This is a genomic window from Streptomyces sp. 1331.2 (assembly GCF_900199205.1).
GTDB lineage: Bacteria > Actinomycetota > Actinomycetes > Streptomycetales > Streptomycetaceae > Kitasatospora.
In genome coordinates, this window is record NZ_OBMJ01000001.1 from 2509290 (window position 1) to 2528822 (window position 19533).

Genomic DNA, 19533 nt, shown 5'->3' on the forward strand with positions numbered 1-19533 from the left:
GGCGCGCGGGCGGGGGCTCACGCGGCGCGCACGGGAGCACGCGGCGGCGCCCCGCTGCCGGACCGGACGCGTGAGGGCGGTCCGGGTCCGGCGGCGGGGCGCCGGGGTCAACGGCCGGACGGGGCCAGATCGTCGGGGAACAGCCGCAGCCGGTGGGCCAGCGCGGCCGCCTCGCCCCGGCCGCCGACCGCGAGCTTGCCCAGGATGTTGGACACGTGCACGCTCGCGGTCTTCGGAGAGATGTACAGTTCTTCGGCGATCTGCCGGTTGGTCCAGCCGCGCGCGAGCAGCCGGAGCACGTCCCGCTCACGGGGGGTGAGGTTGAAGGAGTCCCCGGCGAGCGGCGCCGGCGCCTCCTTGGCGGCCGTCCGCTCACCGGGAGCGAGGTTCAGCCCGGCCCGCTCGGCCAGGCTCGCGATCTGCGCCGCCAGCATCCGGTCACCCCGTACGGTCGCCAGTTCGGCTGCCTCGCGCAGGAGTTCGGCCGCGGCCTCGCGCCGACCGGCCTGCACCTCGGCCTCGCCGGCCCGCAGCAGGGCGAGCGCCAGCGGGTACGGCAGGCCGGTCGGCCGCAGTGCCTCGATCGCGGCGGCCCACTTCCCGGGGGTGTCGGCGCCCTCGGCGCGGGCCAGTTCGGCCTCCAGCAGCCGGGCCCAGCCGTGGTGCAGCGGCGCCCGGGGCCGCAGCTCGGCGGCGGCCGTGGCGACCGCGGCCAGCACCGCGGCCCGGCCCTCCTCGGCCTCCGGCAGGCCCCGGCTGTCCGCCTCCACGCCGACGGCCTCGGCCAGCAGCGGGTAGACGTCGGACTCGTAGCCGAGCCGGCCGTCCTCCGCCAGCGCGGCGAGCAGTTCGGCCCGGGCCTCCAGCGGCCGGCCGCCGAGCGCGGCGAGCCGCACCGCGAGCCGGCTGATCGGCACGCTGTGCTGGACCTGGCCGACCCGGTTGGCCGCGCGGGCCTGCGCCAGCATGGTCGCCGCGGTGGCCAGGTCCCCCTCCAGCAGGGCGAGTTCGCCGCGCATCCGGTCCAGGAACTCGGCGTGGCTGCCGCTCAGGCTGCCCAGCTCGAAGGCGTCGAGCACCTCGGCGGCCTCCCGGACCCGCCCGAGGTCGATCAGCGCCTCGACCAGGTTGCCGGTCAGGATGGCGCCGATGTTGCGCAGCAGGCCGTTGCCGTCGGCGAACTCCAGGCCCTCGCGGGCCAGTCGGACGGCGTCCTCGGACCGGCCCAGCCCGCGCTGCATGCTGGCCAGGTTGTTGATGCCGCGCAGCAGCACGTCGGGCACGCCCAGCCGGCGGGCCCGCTCGACCGCCCCGGCGAGCTCGGCCAGCCCGCCCTCGGCGTCCCCGTGGACGTCGTAACGCAGCCCGCCGAGGGTCATCCGGGCGTGCACCTCGACCGCGTGCGCGCCAACCTGCTCGGCGATCCTGATCGCCCGCTCGGCGAGTTCGAGGTGCTCGGGCCCGGGCTTCTTGAGCATCGCCGAGCCGGCGCCGAGCCCGAGCACCTCGGCCTGCACGGCGGACGGCGGCAGGTGCTCCACCAGCCGCAGCGCGTGAGCGATCTCCTCCTCGTCCCCGGAGCGGCGCAGACTGCCCAGGATCCGGGCCCGGTTGATCCGGAACCAGGCCGCGCGCACCGGGTGCACCGTCTCGTCGACCAGCCGCAGCCCGCGCTTGGCCAGGCTCAGGCCGCGCTCGCGGTCCCCGCAGCGGCGGGCCGCGACCACCGCCTCGGCCAGCACGTCCTCCAGCTGGATCCGGTCGCACTCCTCGTCGGCGGCGCTGTGGTCGCAGGAGCCCGGCGGGTAGGTCTCGGCCCAGTCGTACGGGCGCAGGGTGTGCGCCAGCACCTCCTCGGTGACCATGTCCCACAGCTCCAGGGCGCGCTCCAGCATGCCCAGCTGCTCGGCGAAGGCGTTGCGCCGGCGGGCCGCGCGGGCGGCGTCCAGGGCGGTCGGCAGGGCGCGGGCCGGATCGTGCGCGTGGTACCAGTAGTTGGCCAACCGGGCGGGCAGCGCGTCGGCGGGCACGAGCTGCGGCCGGGCCTCCACGGCGAGCGCGAACTTGCGGTTGATCCGGTGCCGTTCGCCGGGCAGCAGGTCGTCCGAGACCGCCTCGCGGACCAGCGCGTGCCGGAACCGGTAGCCCTCGCCCTCGGTGTCCGGGCGCAGGATGTTGGCGCCGACGGCCGAGCGCAGCGCCTCGATCAGCGCCTCCTCGTCGTCGGCCAGGACGGCGGCCAGCAGGGCGTGTTCGACGTGCGAGCCGCCCTCGGCGGCAATCCGCACCACCCGCTGGGCGTCCTCGTCCAGACCCTCGACCCGCACCAGCAGGATGTCCCGCAGCGAGTCGGTCAACCCGGCGCCGCAGCCGTCGTCGAAGGCGGTGGCCAGCTCCTCGACGAAGAAGGGGTTGCCCTCCGAGCGGCGGTGGATCCGGTCCACCAGCTGGCGGTCGGGGGTGGCGGTGCCCAGGATGCCGGCCAGCTGGGCGGCCACCTCGCGGCGGTCGAACCGCTCCAGCTCCAACCGCTGGACGGTGCGCAGCCGTTCGAGCTCGGCGAGGAAGGGGCGCAGCGGGTGGCGACGGTGCAGGTCGTCGCTGCGGTAGGTGGCGACCAGCAGCACCCGGGAGCGGTGCAGGGTGCGCACCAGGAAGGCGAGCAGTTCGCGGGTGGAGCGGTCGGACCAGTGCAGGTCCTCGACGGCGAGGACGAGGGTACGCTCCGCGCCGAGCCGTTCGAACAGCCTCGCGGTGTGCTCGAACAGCTGGGCCCGGCTGTACTCGTCGTTCGGTTCGCCGTCGGCCTCGCCCAACTCGGAGAGCAGTCGGGAGAGATGGCCCTCGCTGCCGGCCGCGGCGGCCTCCAGCTCGGCGCCCAACGAGCGGTGCAGCCGGCGCAGCGCGGCGGCCAGCGGCGCGTACGGCAGGCCCTCGGCGCCGACCTCCAGACAGCTGCCGAGCGAGATGACCGCTCCCCCGTCGGCGGCGCGCTGCAGGAACTCCTCCAGCAGCCGGGTCTTGCCGACGCCGGCCTCGCCGCCGATCAGGACGGCCTGCGGGCTGCCGGCGCCCGCCCGGCGCAGCGCGTCGGTCAGTTCGGTGATCTCGCTGCCACGGCCGACGAAGACGGGGCTGACCGATATCTGCTGCATGGAGGCGAGCATGCCATAGCCGGTGGGGCCCGGAGGAGGGGTTATCTCCCCAGGCGAACGCCCGGAGGGGGAGACGCTCACTCGCAGCGTCTCCCCCTCCTCGGCTCCTTCGGCACCGTCCCGGTGCCGTGCCGTCAGCATTCGGTCTGACGCACGGGGCGCCGCTGGAAGCGGGCGGCCACCGGACGGCGCCGCAGGCGGCGCGCTTCCTTGGCCTCGCGCACCAGGCGCTCGTGCTCGGCGCGGGCCACGAGCTCGTGGGCCTGTTGCTGGAAGGTCTGGTACTCGATCACTTCGGTTCCCCTTGTGGGTTTCACTGCGTTTCGCTGACAGGTAAGACTTTCCTCTCCCAGTGGGGGGTGCCACATCGGCAGCGTGCCCGATCTTCCGGGGCCCAGGAGCCTTAGATCGGACCCCGGAAAAGGTTTGAGGCCCGGTCTCACCCCCTTCCGGAGGTGAGACCGGGCCTTAGGCCTTACTTAGAGGGCCTTAGATGCCTTAGATGCCTTAGGAAACCAGGGCCTAGGGGCCTAGGGGCCTAGGTGTGGTGAAGGCTCAGGCGCAGACGCCCGGCTTCTCGAAGCTGGGCCTACTGTCCTTCCGGGACGAGCCGCTCCAGGATCAGGTCCTTCACCCGGGCCGCGTCGGCCTGGCCGCGGGTGACCTTCATGACCGCGCCGACCAGCGCGCCCACGGCCTGGACCTTGCCGTCGCGGATCTTGGCGGCGATCGCCTCGTTCTCGGCGATGGCCTGGTCCACGGCGGCACCGAGCGCGGAGTCGTCCGAGACCACGGCCAGGCCGCGCTTGGCGACGACCTCGTCCGGCTCGCCCTCGCCGGACAGCACGCCCTCGATGACCTGACGGGCCAGCTTGTCGTTCAGCTTGCCCTCGGCGACCAGCGCGGCGACCCGGGCGACCTGCGCCGGGGTGATCGGCTGCTCGCTCAGCTCGGTGCCGGTCTCGTTGGCGCGGCGCGCCAGCTCGCCCATCCACCACTTGCGGGCCTGGTCGGCCGGGGCACCGGCCGCGATGGTCTCCTGGATCGGCTCCACCGCACCGGCGTTGAGGACGGACTGCATGTCCTTGTCGGACAGGCCCCACTCGGCCTGCAGCCGGGCGCGGCGCACCCGCGGCAGCTCGGGCAGCGCGGCACGCAGCTCCTCCACCCAGGCGCGGGCGGGGGCCACCGGCACCAGGTCCGGCTCGGGGAAGTAGCGGTAGTCCTCGGCGTTGTCCTTGATCCGGCCCGAGGTGGTGGTGCCGTCGTCCTCGTGGAAGTGGCGGGTCTCCTGGACGATGGTGCCGCCGTCGGTCAGCACGGTGGCGTGGCGCTGGATCTCGAACCGGGCGGCCCGCTCCACGCTGCGCAGCGAGTTGACGTTCTTGGTCTCCGAGCGGGTGCCGAAGGTCTCGGTGCCGTTCGGGCGCAGCGACAGGTTGACGTCGCAGCGCATCTGGCCCTTGTCCATCCGGGCCTCGGAGACGCCCAGCGAACGGATCACCTCGCGCAGCTCGGCGACGTACGCCTTGGCGACCTCGGGGGCGCGCTCGCCGGCGCCGACGATCGGCTTGGTGACGATCTCGATCAGCGGGATGCCGGCCCGGTTGTAGTCGAGCAGCGAGTGGGTGGCGCCGTGGATGCGACCGGTGGCGCCGCCGACGTGGCTGGACTTGCCGGTGTCCTCCTCCATGTGGGCGCGCTCGATCTCCACGCGGAAGATCGAGCCGTCCTCCAGCTGCACGTCGAGGTAGCCGTTGAAGGCGATCGGCTCGTCGTACTGCGAGGTCTGGAAGTTCTTGGGCATGTCCGGGTAGAAGTAGTTCTTCCGAGCGAACCGGCACCACTCGGCGATCTCGCAGTTCAGCGCCAGGCCGATCTTGACGGCCGACTCCACGCCGACCGCGTTGACCACCGGCAGCGAGCCCGGCAGGCCCAGACAGGTCGGGCAGGTCTGGCTGTTCGGCTCGGCGCCCAGCTCGGTCGAGCAACCGCAGAACATCTTGGTCTTGGTGCCCAGCTCGACGTGGACCTCAAGGCCCATCACCGGGTCGTACGACGCGAGAGCGTCCTCGTAGGAGACCAGGTTCATGACGCTCACAGCGTCCCTTCTCACTTGAAGCTTGGGGAGGTACGGGCCCGGCCGCCCACGCGATGCGGATGGCCGGGCCTGGGCGCTCGGTGCGGCTCAGCCCAGCAGCACGTCGTCGGAGCCCAGCCGGCGCAGCTCACGCACCAGCAGGGCGGTGCCGGTGATCAGCGCGGCGGCGCCGACCAGGGCGTTGACGAGCTTGAGGGTGTCGCTCTCCTCGCGGGCCTTGCGGACGTCCTTGACGACCGAGACCGCGCCGAAGGCGCTGGTGCCGATGGACAGCAAGAGACCGGGCTTCGAGTGCTTCCACCCCTTGATGGAGCTCTGGGCCTTGGCCTTCTCGATCTTGCTCACAGTGCCGGTGCCTCCTCCAGCAGGGTGTGCCCCCACTTGTCGTTGAGCGCGGCCTCGACGGCGCCGCCCACGCGGTACAGGCGGTCGTCCGCCATCGCGGGTGCGATGATCTGCAGGCCGACCGGGAGATTGTCCTCCGGAGCCAGGCCGACCGGCAGCGACATGGCCGCGTTGCCCGACAGGTTCGACGGGATCGTGCACAGGTCGGCCAGGTACATCGCCATCGGGTCGTCGGCGCGCTCGCCGATCGGGAAGGCGGTGGTCGGCGTGGTCGGCGAGACCAGGACGTCCACGCCGGCGAAGGCCGCGTCGAAGTCCCGCGAGATGAGCGTGCGGACCTTCTGGGCCGAGCCGTAGTAGGCGTCGTAGTAGCCCGAGGACAGGGCGTAGGTGCCCAGGATGATGCGCCGCTTGACCTCGTCGCCGAAGCCGGCCTCGCGGGTCAGCGCGGTGACCTCCTCGGCCGAGCGGGAGCCGTCGTCCCCGACCCGCAGGCCGTAGCGCATCGCGTCGAAGCGGGCCAGGTTGGAGGAGCACTCCGAGGGGGCGATCAGGTAGTACGCCGGCAGCGCCAGGGTGAACGACGGGCAGGAGACCTCGACGACCTCGGCGCCCAGCTCGCGCAGCAGCTCCACCGACTCGTTGAAGCGCTGCATCACGCCGGCCTGGTAGCCCTCGCCGGCGAACTCCTTGACCACGCCGATCCGCATGCCGCGGATGTCGCGCATCTTCGCGGCCTCGACCACGGCCGGCACCGGCGCGTCGATCGAGGTGGAGTCCAGCGGGTCGTGCCCGGCGATGGCCTCGTGCAGCAGCGCCGCGTCCAGCACCGTACGGGCGCACGGGCCGCCCTGGTCCAGGCTGCTGGAGAACGCCACCAGGCCGTAGCGGGACACCGAGCCGTAGGTCGGCTTGACGCCGACGGTGCCGGTCACGGCGCCGGGCTGGCGGATCGAGCCGCCGGTGTCGGTGCCGATCGCCAGCGGGGCCTCGAAGGCGGCCAGCGCGGCGGCCGAACCGCCGCCGGAGCCGCCGGGGATGCGGGTGAGGTCCCACGGGTTGCCGGTCGGGCCGTACGCCGAGTTCTCGGTGGAGGAGCCCATCGCGAACTCGTCCATGTTGGTCTTGCCGAGGATGACCACGTCCGCGTTCTTGAGACGGGTGGTCAGGGTGGCGTCGTAGGGCGGGATCCAGCCTTCGAGCATCTTGGACCCGCAGGTGGTCGGGATGCCCTTGGTGGTGAAGACGTCCTTCAGCGCGAGCGGGACGCCGGCCAGCGGGCCCAGCTCCTCGCCCTTGGCGCGCTTGGCGTCGACGGCCTTCGCGGCGGCCAGCGCACCCTCGGTGTCGACGTGCAGGAAGGCGTTGACCTTCTTGTCGACGGCCTCGATGCGGTCCAGGTGCGCCTGCGCGACCTCGACGGCGGACACCTCACCCTTGGCGATGGCGCTCGCGGTCTCGGCGGCGGTGTAGCGAATCAGCTCGGTCATCTCGGTCAGTCCTCCCCGAGGATCTGCGGCACACGGAAACGCTGCTCCTCGGCGGCGGGGGCGCCGGACAGCGCCTGCTCCGGGGTGAGCGAGGGCCGCACCTCGTCCGCGCGCATGACGTTGGTCAGCGGCAGCGGGTGGGAGGTCGGCGGGACGTCCTGTCCGGCGACCTCGGAAACGCGGGCGACCGCGCCGATGATCACGTCGAGCTGCTCGGCGAAGTGGTCCAGCTCTTCGGGCTTCAGCTCAAGACGCGACAGCCGGGCGAGGTGGGCGACCTCCTCGCGCGTGATGCCAGGCATGCAGCGATCCTCAGGGTGAGTTCTGGTGAGACCCGGCGTCGCCTTGCGGGCGGTGCCGGGCCCGGGCAGGAGCAGCCGGGTTCCGGCGCTCCGTCCTCGTGGTCTTTGGACCCCATCCTATGGGGCCCGGCCGATCCACCGGCCAACGAGTGACCAGCGGTGCCCGTCACCCCCGGGTCACCGCCGCACCGGCGCTCCCGTCACTGCGGCCGGGTGCGGGCCCAACTCTGCGTCCCCGGCGCGTTGATCTCCAGCTGAGCGGCCTGCACCGCCTGGGCGACGGGTGGCAGGACCGGGGGCAGTACGGGCGGGAGCGTCGGCGGCAGCACCGGCGGGATGGCGGGCTGCACGATCGGCTTGACTGCCTGGACCGGGACCGGTTTGCCGCCCGGGACCGCCTGGCCGCCCTTGATCGACGTGAGGGTGGCCCGCTGCTGCGGCGGAGCGCCCAGCCGCTCCACCGGCGGGGCGCCGGTGCGGTGCACCCGCAGCCAGGCGGTGGCCTGCTCGGCCGGCAGCGCGGCGGACACCAGCCAGCCCTGGACGGCGTCCACGCCCATGCAGTGCAGCCGCTCCCAGGTCTCGTCGTCCTCGACGCCCTCAGCGACCACGGTCAGGCCCAGCGAGTGGGCCAGCTCCACCGAGCAGCGGACCACCGCCGCGTCGTGGTCGTCGGCGACCATCCGGGAGACGAAGGAGCGGTCGATCTTCAGCTCGCCGACCGGCAGGCTGCGCAGCCGCACCAGCGAGGAGTGCCCGGTGCCGAAATCGTCCAGGGACATCCCGACGCCGTAGCCGCGCAGTTCGGCGAGGGTGTCGGCGGCCCGCCGGGAGTCGTCCAGCAGCAGCCGCTCGGTGATCTCCAGCTGGAGCGCGTGGGCCGGCACCTGGTGGCGCACGAGGTGGCCGGCGACGCGCTGGGCGAAGCCCGGGTTGAGCACGTCGCGCGGCGAGACGTTGACCGCGACCTGCACCTGCAGCCCCTGCTCGCGCCAGTACGCGAGCTGGCCGACGGCCGCCTCCAGCACGTAGTCGGTGAGCCGGGGCATCAGGCCGCTGGACTCGGCCAGCCCGACGAACTCGTCCGGGGAGACCTTCCCCTGCCCGGGCCGCTCCCAGCGCAGCAGCGCCTCCAGGCCGACCACCCGGCCGTCGAAGGCCACCTTGGGCTGGTAGTGCAGCTGGACCTCGCCGGTCTCCAGGGCCCGTCGCAGGTCCCCGAGCAGCCCGATCCGGTACGGGGTGTCGGCGTCCTGGGACTCGTCGTACTGGGAGACGCCGCTGCAGCCGCGCTGGGCGTGGCCCATCGCGACGTCGGCCCGGCGCAGCAGCGACTCGGCGTCCTGGGCGTGCTGCGGGTAGACGCAGACGCCGCCGCTGGCCTCCAGGACGAGCAGCAGCCCGTCCAGCCGGATCGGGGCGGCCAGTTCGGCGATCAGCGCCTTGGCGACCCGTTCCAGGCTGTCCGGGCAGTTGATGCCGGGCAGCAGGACGGCGAACTCGTCGCCGCCCATCCGGGCCACCATCGGGCGGCCGCGCCGGTAGTGCCGGGGCAGGCCGGCGAAGACGTCGTCGATGGACTCCCGGGTGGCGCTGCCGGCCGGGCCGCCGGAGCGCAGGGCGCGGTGCAGCCGGCGGGCGATGTGAACCAGCAGCCGGTCACCGGCCGTATGACCGAGTGTGTCGTTGAGTGTTCGGAAGCGGTCGAGGTCAAGCAGTATGAGACCGACGCTGTAGCCGTGGTCGCACTCGGCGATCGCCTCCTGGGCAGCCAGCAGTAAGGCCTGACGGTTGGGCAGGTCCGTCAGCGGGTCGGTCAGTTGGTCGCGGGCGCGGTCCCGGGCGATCCGCCAGGCCGCCACCAGCACGGCCAGGGGCACCGCGAACAGCGGCAGCAGCTCGGGTTCGTACCGGTAGACCAGGACGGCCAGCGGGATGAGCGGCGCGGCACCGGCCAGCAGCACGCCGAGCAGCAGGACCGCACCCGCCACCCCCTGCGGCGGGCGTGTGGGCGCACCGCCGGTCGTACGATCCATAAGCCCTGTCCTCCGTCGGGCCCGCCCCGTCAGGCCGCCTTACGGTGAGGCACCGTGCCGGTACCGACAGCTGCCGGGCATGGAGCGACCCCGAGGAGCCCCGGCACAGCCGGTGCCCCCACCCCTGCTGACACTCTGTTGCGCTCCAGGGTATGCCGGGGTCCACCCGGTGGGCAGACTTTCGGACAACCGGAAACGCGCCACCGCGCCCGGGTGTCGCACAGTGACACAATGCCCGCTTTCACTGCACGGCACCCGGTGACGTTGCATCAGGACGATAACAACCCGGATCCGGCCACCCGGCGCTCGGGTCGGCTCCGGGTCAGTCCCCGGCGGGGGCCTGCGCCGGCTCGGCGGCCTCCTCGGGCTCCGGAAGCCCCAGGTGGGCACGGGCGGCGGCCGGGCCGTCGGCGAGCAGCACGGCGAAGCCCGCGTCGTCCAGGATCGGCAGGCCGAGCTGAACGGCCTTGTCGTACTTGGACCCTGGGTTGTCACCGGCGACCACAAAATCGGTCTTCTTCGAAACCGAACCGGTCACCTTCGCTCCGCGCGAGGTCAGCGCCTCCTTGGCGCCGTCCCGGGTGTGGCCGGAGAGCGTCCCGGTGACCACCACCGTCAGGCCCTCCAGCGGGCGCTCCGCCGCCTCCTCGTCCGCGAACTCCTCGGTGAAGCGGACGCCGGCGGCACGCCACTTCTCCAGGATCTCCCGGTGCCACTCCTCCTGGTACCACTCGACCACCGACCGGGCGATGATCGGCCCGACCCCCTCGACGGCGGCCAACTCCTCCTCGGTGGCCGAGAAGATCCGGTCCAGGTCCCGGAACTCCCGGGCCAGCTCCTGGGCCGCGACCGGCCCCACGTGCCGGATCGACAGTCCGTTGAGGAAGCGCCAGAGCGGACGCTCCTTCGCCTTCTCCAGGTTCTCCAGCAGAACACCGAGGGTCTTCTTCGGCTCGCCCTTCTGGTTGGCGAAGAAGGCGACCTTCTTCTCCTCGCCGGTGCGGTCGTCCAGCTTGGGCATGCCCGTCTTCTGGTCCCGCACCAGCACCTTGATCGGCAGCAGCTGCTCCGCCGTCAGCCCGAAGATGTCCCCCTCGTCCTTCACCGGGGCCTCGGCCGGCTCCAGCGGCTGGGTCAGCGCGGTGGCCGCGACGTAGCCCAGGCCCTCCACGTCCAGCGAGGAGCGGCCGCCCAGGAAGGCGATCCGCTCGCGGATCTGGGCCGGGCAGAACCGCGCGTTGGGGCAGCGCAGATCGATGTCCCCCTCCGACATCGGGCGCAGCTCGGCCCCGCACTCGTGGCAGTGCGAGGGCATCACGAACTCCCGCTCGGTGCCGTCCCGCAGGCCCTCCACCGGGCCCAGGATCTCCGGGATGACGTCACCGGCCTTGCGCAGCACGATGGTGTCGCCCAGCAGCACGCCCTTGGCCTTGACGACATCCTGGTTGTGCAGCGTCGCGTACTGCACCATCGAGCCGGCCACCTTCACCGGCTCCGCCAGCACCGCGTACGGGGTGGCCCGGCCGGTGCGGCCGATCCCGATCCTGATCTCGGCGAGCTTGCCGGTGACCTCCTCCGGCGGGTACTTCCAGGCGATCGCCCAGCGCGGCGACTTGGAGGTGGCGCCGAGCCGGCCCTGCAGGGCGATCTCGTCCACCTTGACGACCACGCCGTCGATCTCGTGCTCGACCGAGTGCCGCTGCTCGCCGAAGTGCGCAATGAACTCCCGCACCTCCTCCAGCGTCCCGACCACCTTGTTGTGCCGGGCGGTGGGCAGGCCCCAGCCGCGCAGCAGCTCGTAGGCGTGCGACTGGTTGTCGATGTCGAAGCCGACCCGGGCGCCGATGCCGTGCACCACCATGTGCAGCGGGCGGGAGGCGGTGACGTGCGGGTCCTTCTGGCGCAGCGAACCGGCGGCGGCGTTGCGGGGGTTCATGAACAGCCGGATCATCGCCCGGGGCCGCTTGCCCTCCTTGGCGCGCTCCTCGTTCTCCTGCCGGCGGCGCTCGTTCTCCGCCACGAAGGAGGCGTTCAGCGCCTCGAAGGCCTCGGTCGGGAAGTAGACCTCGCCGCGGATCTCCACCAGCTCGGGGACGTCCTCGCCGTGCAGCCGGTGCGGGATCTCCTTGATGGTGCGGACGTTGGCGGTGATGTCCTCGCCGACCCGGCCGTCGCCGCGCGTCGCCGCCTGCACCAACTGGCCGTTCTCGTAGGTGAGGTTGACGGCCAGGCCGTCCACCTTGAGCTCGCACAGGTAGTGGTAGTCGATGCCGTGAAGTTCGGTGGCGACGCGCTCGGCCCAGGCGGCGAGCTCCGCGTCGTCCATCGCGTTGTCGAGGCTGAGCAGGCGCTCGCGGTGCTCGACCTCGGCGAACAGCGCGGTCGGGGCGCCGCCGACCTTCTGCGTCGGCGAGTCCGGGGTGACCAGGGCCGGGTGCGCGGCCTCCAGCGACTCCAGTTCGCGCATCAGGGCGTCGAACTCGGAGTCGCTGACGACCGGCGCGTCCTGCTCGTAGTACCGGGCGCGGTGGTCGGTGATCTCCTGCGCCAGCTCGGCGTGCCGCCGGCGCACCTCCGCCGGGACGTCCTCCCAGCCCTCGACAGCCACCACCGCAAGCCCTCCTACGTCGTCATTCCGGGTTGTCCACCAGGCTCTGCGCCGCCCGAACGCTCAGGGACAGCGCCTTGCGCGCGTACGCCGGGGAGGCCCCGGCCAGCCCGCAGGTCGGCGTCACGAGCACGCGGCGGCCCAGCAGCTCCGGGGCGAACCCGAGCCTGCGCCACAAGGTCCTGACACCCTGGACACTACCGGCCGGGTCGGACACTGCCTGGTCGGTGGAGGGGACGACACCGGCGAGGATCGCGGTGCCCGCCTCCACCGCCTCGCCGAGGTCGTCGTCCGAGCGCTCGGTCAGGAGCGAGAAGTCCAGCGAGATCCCCGCCACCCCGGCCCGGCGCAGCAGCGGGATCGGGACGTCCGGCGCGCAGCTGTGCACGACCACGGGGGCGTCCAGGCCGCGGATCGTCTCGCGCAGCACCTCCTCGGCGACCTGCCGGTCGACGGCGCGCAGCCGCTGGAAGCCGCTCGCGGTCTTCACCGAGCCGGCCAGCACGGCGGGCAGCGAGGGCTCGTCGAGCTGCAGGACCACCTCCGCGCCGGGGACGCGCCTGCGGACGTCGGCGAGGTGGCGGCGCAGGCCCTCGGTGAGCGAGCCGGCGATGTCCCGGCAGGCGCCGTGGTCGGAGAGCGCCTTCTCGCCGTGCTTCAGCTCGATGCTCGCCGCCAGCGTCCACGGGCCGACGGCCTGGACCTTGAGCGCGCCGTGGTAGCCCTGGGTGAACTCCTCCAGGGCGTCCAGGTCCTCGCCGAGCCAGGAGTGGGCGCGCCGGGTGTCCCGGCCGGGGCGGTCGGTGAACCGCCAGCCGCTCGGCTCGGTCTGCGCGAACAGCTCGACCAGCAGGCCGGCGCCGCGGCCGATCATGTCGGCGCCCGGTCCGCGCGCGGGCAGCTCGGGCAGGAACGGCAGGTGCTCCAACGCCCCGGTGGCGGTCTTGGCCGCCTCGCGGGCGTCGGTACCGGGCAGCGAGCCGACGCCGGAGGCGGCGCCGTGCAGGTCGGGGAAGGGGTGTGGGGTGCTCACCCGTCCGAGCCTACTCACGGCCCGCCCACGACGGCGGCCCCGGTGCCGAGCGCGGGGCTCGGCACCGGGGCCGCCGGTGGGTACTGCCGGTCGGTGCTGCCGGTACGGTCAGTACGCCTGGTAGCCGAACTCGTCGACGATCAGGTGGATCGGGGCGCCGCTCGCGTTGTAGAACGAGACCGTTCCGTCCTTGACCGGGACGACCACCTGGTTGGGGATGGTCTCGCCGGGCAGGAAGTTGAGGTTCGAGGCGTTGGGCGCCGCGTCACCGTGGGGGTAGACGGTCAGGTGACCCTCGGCGCCCGGCTCGGTGACGGTGACGTTGAGCGTCACCGCGGCGACGTTCGGGATGTCGCCGACCGAGACGTCCAGCGTGCCCCAGGCCGGGACGGTGCCCGCCGGGCGCATGCCCGACTCCGAGTAGATGTCCTGGCGGGTGTCCATCAGCCGGTACGGCCCGGCAGGACGGTAGCTGACCTTGCCCTCGGCGCTGTAGTAGCCCGCGAGGTCGGCGATCAGGTGCACGGTGCCGCCGGAGGCATTGAAGAACGAGACCTTGCCGTCCTTCACCGGCACCGTCACCAGGTTCGGAATCGTCCGACCCGCCACCCAGTTCAGGTTCGACGAGTTCGGGGCCTCGTCACCGTGCGGGTAGACCGTCAGGTGGCCTTCCTGCTGCGGGTCGGTCACCGTCACGTTCATCGTCACGGCCGTCACGCCGGAAGCCGGGACGCCGGCGACGCCGGTGATCGGCAGGTCGACGGTGCCGTACGGCGCGACCGCCTGCGCCACCGGGACGCCGATCGGCGCACGGGTGTCCAGCAGACGGGTCGGGCCCTGGGCGTGGAACAGCGAGCCCTTCGGGCTGTAGTAGCCCTCCAGGTCGGCGATCAGGTGCACGGTGCCGCCGGAGGCGTTGAAGAACGAGACCTTGCCGTCCTTCACCGGCACCGTCACCAGGTTCGGAATCGTCCGACCCGCCACCCAGTTGAGGTTCGACGAGTTCGGGGCCTCGTCACCGTGCGGGTAGACGGTCAGGTGGCCGTCCTGCTGCGGGTCGGTCACCGTCACGTTCATCGTCACGGCCGTCACGCCGGAAGCCGGAACCCCGGCCACGCCGGTGACCGGCAGATCCACGGTGCCGTACGGCGCCACCGCCTGCGCCACCGGGACGCCGATCGGCGCACGGGTGTCCAGCAGACGGGTCGGGCCAGCCGGGGTGAACGCGCTGCCGACGTCGAGGTCCTCGTACGCGCCGCGGTCGCGGGTGCCGCTGCCCGTACCGGTGTTGGTGACGGTCGGGCTGTCCACGGGGGCCGCGCCCCAGAGGTCGGTCGGGAGCATGCCCGGGGCGGTCTCGTCCGCCGAGTCGATCCGGTGGTCGACCGGGGCGTTCGGGCCCTTGGGCACGTACGTCAGGTCGACGAAGTCGTGCCCGCCCTGGCCGGTGTTGGCGGTGAGCTGGCTCTGGGTGGCGAAGGCAGTGCCGGCCCAGCTGTAGGGCGCGCCGCCGCTGAGCGGGTCGATCAGGTTGTAGTCGATCTTGGTGCCCGCGGTGGCGTTCGCGCCGACGGAGATCCCGGTCGCACCGGCCGGGTTGTCGCAGGCGGCGTTCATGTTCTTCGCGGTGTTCACCACGTTGTTCTCGATCACCGCGCCGGCCGAGGCGCCGTCCAGCACGATCCCGCCGAAGCAGGAGGAGTAGACGGTGTTGGCCACCACGACCGTGTTGGGGGCGTCCTTGAGCAGGATGCCGGTCATCTCGGGCACGTAGTTGGCCTGGACCTGGTTGGTGGTCAGCACCGTGTTGGTGGAGCCGCCGTCCACGGTCACCGCCGGCCCCTGGACGTAGCCGAACCGGCCGCGGCCGTAGACGACCTTGTCGGAGGCGTTGGTGATCCGGATCCCGTTGCCGCCGGAGACGGTGGTGTTGTCGAACGCCACGTCGTGGGCGCCGTCCACCAGGACGGTCGGCTTCTGGAAGCCCGTGGAGATGTTCAGGTTCTCGAACCGGAGGTGGTCGGCGCCCTTGACGACGAACCCGTCGACGGTGTGGCTCCAGTCGCCGATGCGGGTGCCGGAGCCCCCGGGGTTGGAGCCGTCGTTCTTCGTGCCGCGGAAGGTGATCGGCGCGGCGGCCGTGCCGGACCGGGTGATGGTCAGGCTCTCGGCGTAGACGCCGTCGCCGATCGCGACGGTCTGGCCCGGCTGGACGACCGCGGCGGCCGCCGCGATGGTGCAGAACGGGGCGGCCTGGGTGCCGCTGCCGCTGTCGGTGCAGTTCGCACCCGCGGCGTTGTTGACGTAGAGCGTGCCGCCCGCTGCGGCTGCGCTACCCGCACCGACGGCCGGCAGGCCGACCGTCCCGAGCAGCGTCGCACCGACGGCCAGCGCTGTACGGATTCTGGAAATGTGGAGCCCCCCTGGGACTTTGGCGTGCAAATGACGCTTTTCGACCCTCCTTTGTCCGGAAACGATCGGCCGGAGGGCGGAGCGGATCATTGCACAGCCGAAGGGGCCCCGCCAACGTGAATTCCGGCACTCTTCGGGCTGTATGCGAACGGCCCTCGGGGCCGGGCGCGGGGCTCGGTTCCGAGGGCCGGGTGTACCGGGGGAGGCAGGCGTACGGGGGCAGCCCTACCGGCCCGGGCGGACGGTGATGTCCGTCAGCTCCGCGTCCCGGGAGGCGTCGAGGGCGGCCAGGATCGCCCCGGCGACCGACTCGGGGGCGATCCAGCGGTCGGCGTCGTACTCCTTCCCCTCCTGCTGGTGCACCTTCGCCTGCATCGCGGTCGCGGTGCGGCCGGGGTAGACGGAGGTGACGCGGACGCCGTTCCCGTGCTCCTCGTGGCGCAGCGAGTCGGCCAGCGCCTTCAGGCCGTGCTTGCTGGCCGCGTACGCCGACCAGTCGGCGTGCGCGTTGAGGCCGGCGCCGGAGTTGACGAAGAGCACGTGGCCCTTGGTGAGGCGCAGCGACGGCAGCAGCAGACGGGTCAGCTCGGCGGGGCCGACCAGGTTGACGTTGAGCGTCTCCTGCCAGGCCTTCACCGGCAGCTCGCCGACCGGGCCCAGCTCCACCACGCCCGCGACGTGCAGGAGGGAGTCCAGGGTGACGGGCAGCGCCTGGTGGCCGAAGGCCCAGGACAGCTTGGCCGGGTCCGCGAGGTCCCCGACCAGGGTCTTCGCCCCGGGGAAGCGCTCGCGCAGTTCGGCGGCCCGACGGGCGTCGCGGGCCAGCAGCCAGAGTTCGTCCCCGCGCTCGGCGAGGCGTCCGGCCAGGACGGCGCCGATGCCGGAGCCCGCGCCGGTGATCAGATGTGCAGCCATGGTGCCGATCCTCTCAGGCCTTGAGCTGGGCGAACACCTCGGCGGGCGTGTCCGCGAAGGTGATCAGCTCGGTCAGCGGGCGGGGCAGGAAACCCTCCGCGTCCATCCGCTCCAGCTGGGTGCGCAGGCCCGAGTAGAACCCCTCGGTGTCCAGGACCACCACCGGCTTGTCGAACATCCCGTGCTTCTTGAGCTCCAGCACCTCGGTGACCTCGTCCAGCGTCCCCAGCCCGCCCACCAGGACGACGATCGCGTCCGCCCGGGAGGCCAGCTCCGCCTTCCGCTCGGCCAGGTCGGCGGTCATCACCAGCTCGTCCGCGCCGACGTACCCCTTGTGCCTCAGCATCTCGACCAGCACGCCGACCAGCCGCCCGCCCGCCGCCTTCACCTCGTCGGCCAGCAGCCCCATCAACCCGGCGTTCGACCCGCCCCACACCAGGGTGTGCCCGCCCTCCCCCAGGATCCGGGCGAACTCGGCGGCGGGGCCGGTGTAACGGTCATCGAGCGAGTACGCGGAGCAGAAGACGCAGATATTCATAGTGCCCACTGGTCTATCACGGCCCACGGCCCCGCTCACCGGGATATCGCGCCCGGCCGACGACAGGCCCCGGGACAGGCCCTAAGGTGCTGCGCGTGCGCCATCTCGAAATATCCGACCTCATCACGGCCGTCGACCTGCGCGACGGCAGCCGGCTCCCGGTCCGGCGCGACGAGGTCGTCCGGCAGCTGCGCGACGGCGGGGACGAGCGCGCCGCCCGGATCGTCGCCGGACTGCCCACCGACCGGGACGGCACGCTCGACCCCGACGCCGTCGACCGCCTCCTCATCAGCGTGCACACCGAACTCCAGCGGCTGAGCGAGGAACTGCGCATCGGCAACCGGCTGGTCCACCTGCTCGGCCCGCTCTTCACCGCGATCCGGGCGGACGGCGCACACCCCGGGCCGTACCGGCTGGTCGACATCGGCTGCGGCCTGGGCTACCTGGTCCGCTGGCTCGCCGCCACCGACGCCCTCGGCCCCGACGTCGAACTGATCGGCGTCGACCTCAACGCCGCGCTCGTCGGCGAGGCCGACCGCCTCGCCCGCGCGGAAGGCCTCGACTGCCGCTTCGTCCACGGCAACGCCTTCGAACTGCCGGAAGCCGCGACCGTCTACGTCTCCACCGGCGTCCTGCACCACTTCAGCGCCGCCGCCCTGACCGGCTTCTTCCAGGCCCAGGCCGCCTCACCCGCACTCGCCTTCTGCCACTTCGACATCGCCGCGACCAGCCTCGCCCCCCTCGGCGCCCGGGTCTTCCACCGCGCCCGGATGCGCCACCCGCTCGGCCGCCACGACGGCGTCGTCTCCGCCGAACGCGCCCACGACGACGCAACGCTCCTGCGGACCGCCGCCGTACCCGGCCTGCGCGCCCTGCTGTACGAGCCCCGCGGCCTGTCCAACCCGTTCTGCACCACCCTGCGCCCGATCCTCGGGGTGCGTCCGCACCTGGAGGCGCCGCTGCGGCAGGCCCTCGGCGGCCGGGCGTCGCGCCGCCTGGTCGGCCCCGAACACCTGGGCGAGGCCGCGCGGCCGGGCGAGGAGGTCGCCCGATGACACCCGCCGTGCCCCTCCTCCTGCTCGGCCTCGTCGACTCGGCGTTCAGCGGCTTCCGCGCCTACGCCGGCCGCGACGCCCGCATCCGCAAGCACCGGAGCACCCTCCGGGCCGCCGGACGCGGACTGGCCGTCGGCGCGGTCCTCCTGCTCGCCCCCGCCCTGACCGCCGCCCTCCTGCTGCTGACCGCCGCCGACCGGGCCCGCACGTACGACACCCTGGCCGCCGGTGCCCTCGGCTACGCCGTCCCCCTGGCCGGCTACGCGGCCGCCGTCCTGCTCTCCCTCGCCACCTACTTCACCCTGCCGTTCCGCGCCGCCACCCTGGCCATGGTCATCGGCCTCGGCCCGCTGACCCTGCTGCGCCCGCTCGCCGTCGCCACCGCCTGCCTCGGCACCCTCCGCACCGGCGGCGGCCCGGCCGCCCTGCTGGTCGGCGCCGTCGCGGGCGCGGCCGTCCTGTGCGTCGAGCCGCTGGTGCACCGGCGCTGGTACCGCGAGGTGCGGTGACCGGGCCCCGGAGGTCAGCTCATGCCGTCCTCTCCGGAGGGTGTGCACCGGGCGTTGCCGCCGAACTCACCACGCGGGTGAACGCCCGGCGGTACGAGCGTGGCGGCACGCCCCGGCGGCGGACGAACTGTTCGCGTAGGACGGCCGCACTGCCGTAGCCCACCCGGCGGGCGACCTCCTCGACCGGCAGGTCCGTCGTCTCCAGCAGCTCCTCGGCGGCGCTCAGCCGCAGCTCCCGCAGCCAGGCGTGGGGGGTGGTGCCCGTCGCGGCGGCGAACCGGCGGGCGAAGGAGCGCTTGCTCATCACCGCCCGCCGGGCCAACTCCGCCACCGGCAGCGGCTCGTGGAGGTGCTCCCGGGCCCAGGCCAGCACCCCGGCCAGGCGTTCGTCCTCGCCGTCCTCCGGGACGGGCGCCGCCAGGTACTGGGCCTGCCCGCCGTCCCGGTGCGACGGCAGCACCATGTCCCGGGCGATGTGATTGGCCAGCGCCGTCCCGTGCTCGCGCCGGATCAGGTGCAGGCACAGGTCGAAACCGGCGGCGGCGCCGGCACCCGTGGTGATCCGCCCCTCGTCCAGGTACAGCGCGTCCGGCTCGACCACCACCTCCGGGTAGGTGCGGGCCAGCAGGGCGGCGAACCGCCAGTGGGTGGTCGCCCGGCGGCCGTCGAGCAGTCCGGCGGCGGCCAGCGCGAACGCGCCGACGCAGTGGGCGGCCACCCTCGCACCCCGCTCGTGGGCCGCGGCGAGCGCGTCCAGCACGGCGGGCGGGGGCGGCGTGCGGAACTGCGCCCCCGGCAGGGCGAGCACCAGATCGGCGGCGGCCAGCCGGTCGAGGTCGTGCTCGACCGTCAGCGGCACCCCGAGGTCGGTCGGGACGCTGCCCGGCCGGTCCGAACAGAGCGCGAAGTCGAAGCCGGGCGCCGCCTGCCCGTGCGGGCCGAACGTCTCGGCGACGATGCCCACGGCCAGCATGCCGACACCGGGCGGGACGTACGCGGCGACGGTGGTGAAAGGTGCCATGGGGGATGTTGGC

General features: G+C 73.1%; 14 protein-coding genes and 1 pseudogene. 2 read left to right on the top strand and 13 right to left on the bottom strand.

Going from position 1 to position 19533, the window contains the following annotated elements; translation table 11 throughout:
* Positions 1-107: 107 nt before the first annotated feature.
* The 12 genes and pseudogenes from CRP52_RS10520 to CRP52_RS10570 all read right to left on the bottom strand — a co-directional run bounded on the left by CRP52_RS10520 (position 108) and on the right by CRP52_RS10570 (position 16935).
* A complete protein-coding gene (locus CRP52_RS10520; RefSeq protein ID WP_257032399.1) occupies positions 108-3155 on the bottom strand; it encodes a helix-turn-helix transcriptional regulator in 3048 nt (1015 codons plus the stop codon).
* 134 nt (positions 3156-3289) lie between these two features.
* Positions 3290-3448 (bottom strand): hypothetical protein, encoded by a 159-nt coding sequence (locus tag CRP52_RS38135; protein ID WP_179852748.1) that lies wholly within the window; start codon positions 3446-3448, stop codon positions 3290-3292.
* Between the two features lie 296 nt (positions 3449-3744).
* Positions 3745-5256: an Asp-tRNA(Asn)/Glu-tRNA(Gln) amidotransferase subunit GatB gene (gene gatB / locus CRP52_RS10525; protein ID WP_097236153.1), complete on the bottom strand. Its 1512-nt coding sequence runs from the start codon at positions 5254-5256 to the stop codon at positions 3745-3747.
* An 87-nt stretch (positions 5257-5343) separates the two neighbouring features.
* Positions 5344-5601, bottom strand: coding sequence for a hypothetical protein (locus CRP52_RS10530; protein WP_179852749.1), 258 nt, complete (start codon positions 5599-5601; stop codon positions 5344-5346).
* Positions 5598-7091, bottom strand: coding sequence for an Asp-tRNA(Asn)/Glu-tRNA(Gln) amidotransferase subunit GatA (gene gatA, locus CRP52_RS10535; RefSeq protein ID WP_097236154.1), 1494 nt, complete (start codon positions 7089-7091; stop codon positions 5598-5600). Before gatA ends, CRP52_RS10530 begins: the two co-directional genes overlap by 4 nt.
* Before the next feature lie 5 nt (positions 7092-7096).
* On the bottom strand, positions 7097-7393 hold the full coding sequence (gatC, locus tag CRP52_RS10540; RefSeq protein ID WP_030057414.1) for an Asp-tRNA(Asn)/Glu-tRNA(Gln) amidotransferase subunit GatC: 297 nt from the start codon (positions 7391-7393) through the stop codon (positions 7097-7099).
* A 200-nt stretch (positions 7394-7593) separates the two neighbouring features.
* Positions 7594-9366, bottom strand: a pseudogene (locus CRP52_RS10545) (putative bifunctional diguanylate cyclase/phosphodiesterase); the annotation flags it as partial.
* Between the two features lie 385 nt (positions 9367-9751).
* On the bottom strand, positions 9752-12037 hold the full coding sequence (gene ligA / locus CRP52_RS10550) for an NAD-dependent DNA ligase LigA (protein WP_097239989.1): 2286 nt from the start codon (positions 12035-12037) through the stop codon (positions 9752-9754).
* 22 nt (positions 12038-12059) lie between these two features.
* Positions 12060-13070: a methionine synthase gene (locus tag CRP52_RS10555; protein WP_257032402.1), complete on the bottom strand. Its 1011-nt coding sequence runs from the start codon at positions 13068-13070 to the stop codon at positions 12060-12062.
* Between the two features lie 108 nt (positions 13071-13178).
* Complete coding sequence (locus CRP52_RS10560; RefSeq protein ID WP_179852750.1) at positions 13179-15512, bottom strand: right-handed parallel beta-helix repeat-containing protein; 2334 nt, start codon at positions 15510-15512, stop codon at positions 13179-13181.
* A gap of 195 nt (positions 15513-15707) precedes the next feature.
* Positions 15708-16397, bottom strand: coding sequence for an SDR family oxidoreductase (locus CRP52_RS10565; RefSeq protein WP_179852751.1), 690 nt, complete (start codon positions 16395-16397; stop codon positions 15708-15710).
* A gap of 13 nt (positions 16398-16410) precedes the next feature.
* Positions 16411-16935 (bottom strand): TIGR00730 family Rossman fold protein, encoded by a 525-nt coding sequence (locus CRP52_RS10570; RefSeq protein ID WP_097236158.1) that lies wholly within the window; start codon positions 16933-16935, stop codon positions 16411-16413.
* A 95-nt stretch (positions 16936-17030) separates the two neighbouring features.
* On the opposite strand from CRP52_RS10570, the gene CRP52_RS10575 reads away from it, so the two are divergent.
* Both CRP52_RS10575 and CRP52_RS10580 read left to right on the top strand, forming a co-directional pair.
* Entirely contained in the window at positions 17031-17990 is a 960-nt protein-coding gene (locus CRP52_RS10575; protein ID WP_097236159.1) for a class I SAM-dependent methyltransferase, read from the top strand.
* Positions 17987-18499, top strand: coding sequence for a hypothetical protein (locus CRP52_RS10580; RefSeq protein ID WP_097236160.1), 513 nt, complete (start codon positions 17987-17989; stop codon positions 18497-18499). Before CRP52_RS10575 ends, CRP52_RS10580 begins: the two co-directional genes overlap by 4 nt.
* Before the next feature lie 19 nt (positions 18500-18518).
* Here CRP52_RS10580 and CRP52_RS10585 read toward each other — a convergent pair whose 3' ends face one another.
* Entirely contained in the window at positions 18519-19520 is a 1002-nt protein-coding gene (locus CRP52_RS10585; protein WP_257032403.1) for a GlxA family transcriptional regulator, read from the bottom strand.
* Positions 19521-19533: the final 13 nt, after the last annotated feature.

Coding starts and splice junctions, on each gene's coding strand:
- gatC (WP_030057414.1), bottom strand. CDS start 7,393: ATGCCTGGCATCACGCGCGAGGAGGTCGCCCACCTCGCCCGGCTGTCG.
- CRP52_RS10520 (WP_257032399.1), bottom strand. CDS start 3,155: ATGCAGCAGATATCGGTCAGCCCCGTCTTCGTCGGCCGTGGCAGCGAG.
- CRP52_RS10565 (WP_179852751.1), bottom strand. CDS start 16,397: ATGGCTGCACATCTGATCACCGGCGCGGGCTCCGGCATCGGCGCCGTC.
- CRP52_RS10580 (WP_097236160.1), top strand. CDS start 17,987: ATGACACCCGCCGTGCCCCTCCTCCTGCTCGGCCTCGTCGACTCGGCG.
- gatA (WP_097236154.1), bottom strand. CDS start 7,091: ATGACCGAGCTGATTCGCTACACCGCCGCCGAGACCGCGAGCGCCATC.
- CRP52_RS10570 (WP_097236158.1), bottom strand. CDS start 16,935: ATGAATATCTGCGTCTTCTGCTCCGCGTACTCGCTCGATGACCGTTAC.
- CRP52_RS10585 (WP_257032403.1), bottom strand. CDS start 19,520: ATGGCACCTTTCACCACCGTCGCCGCGTACGTCCCGCCCGGTGTCGGC.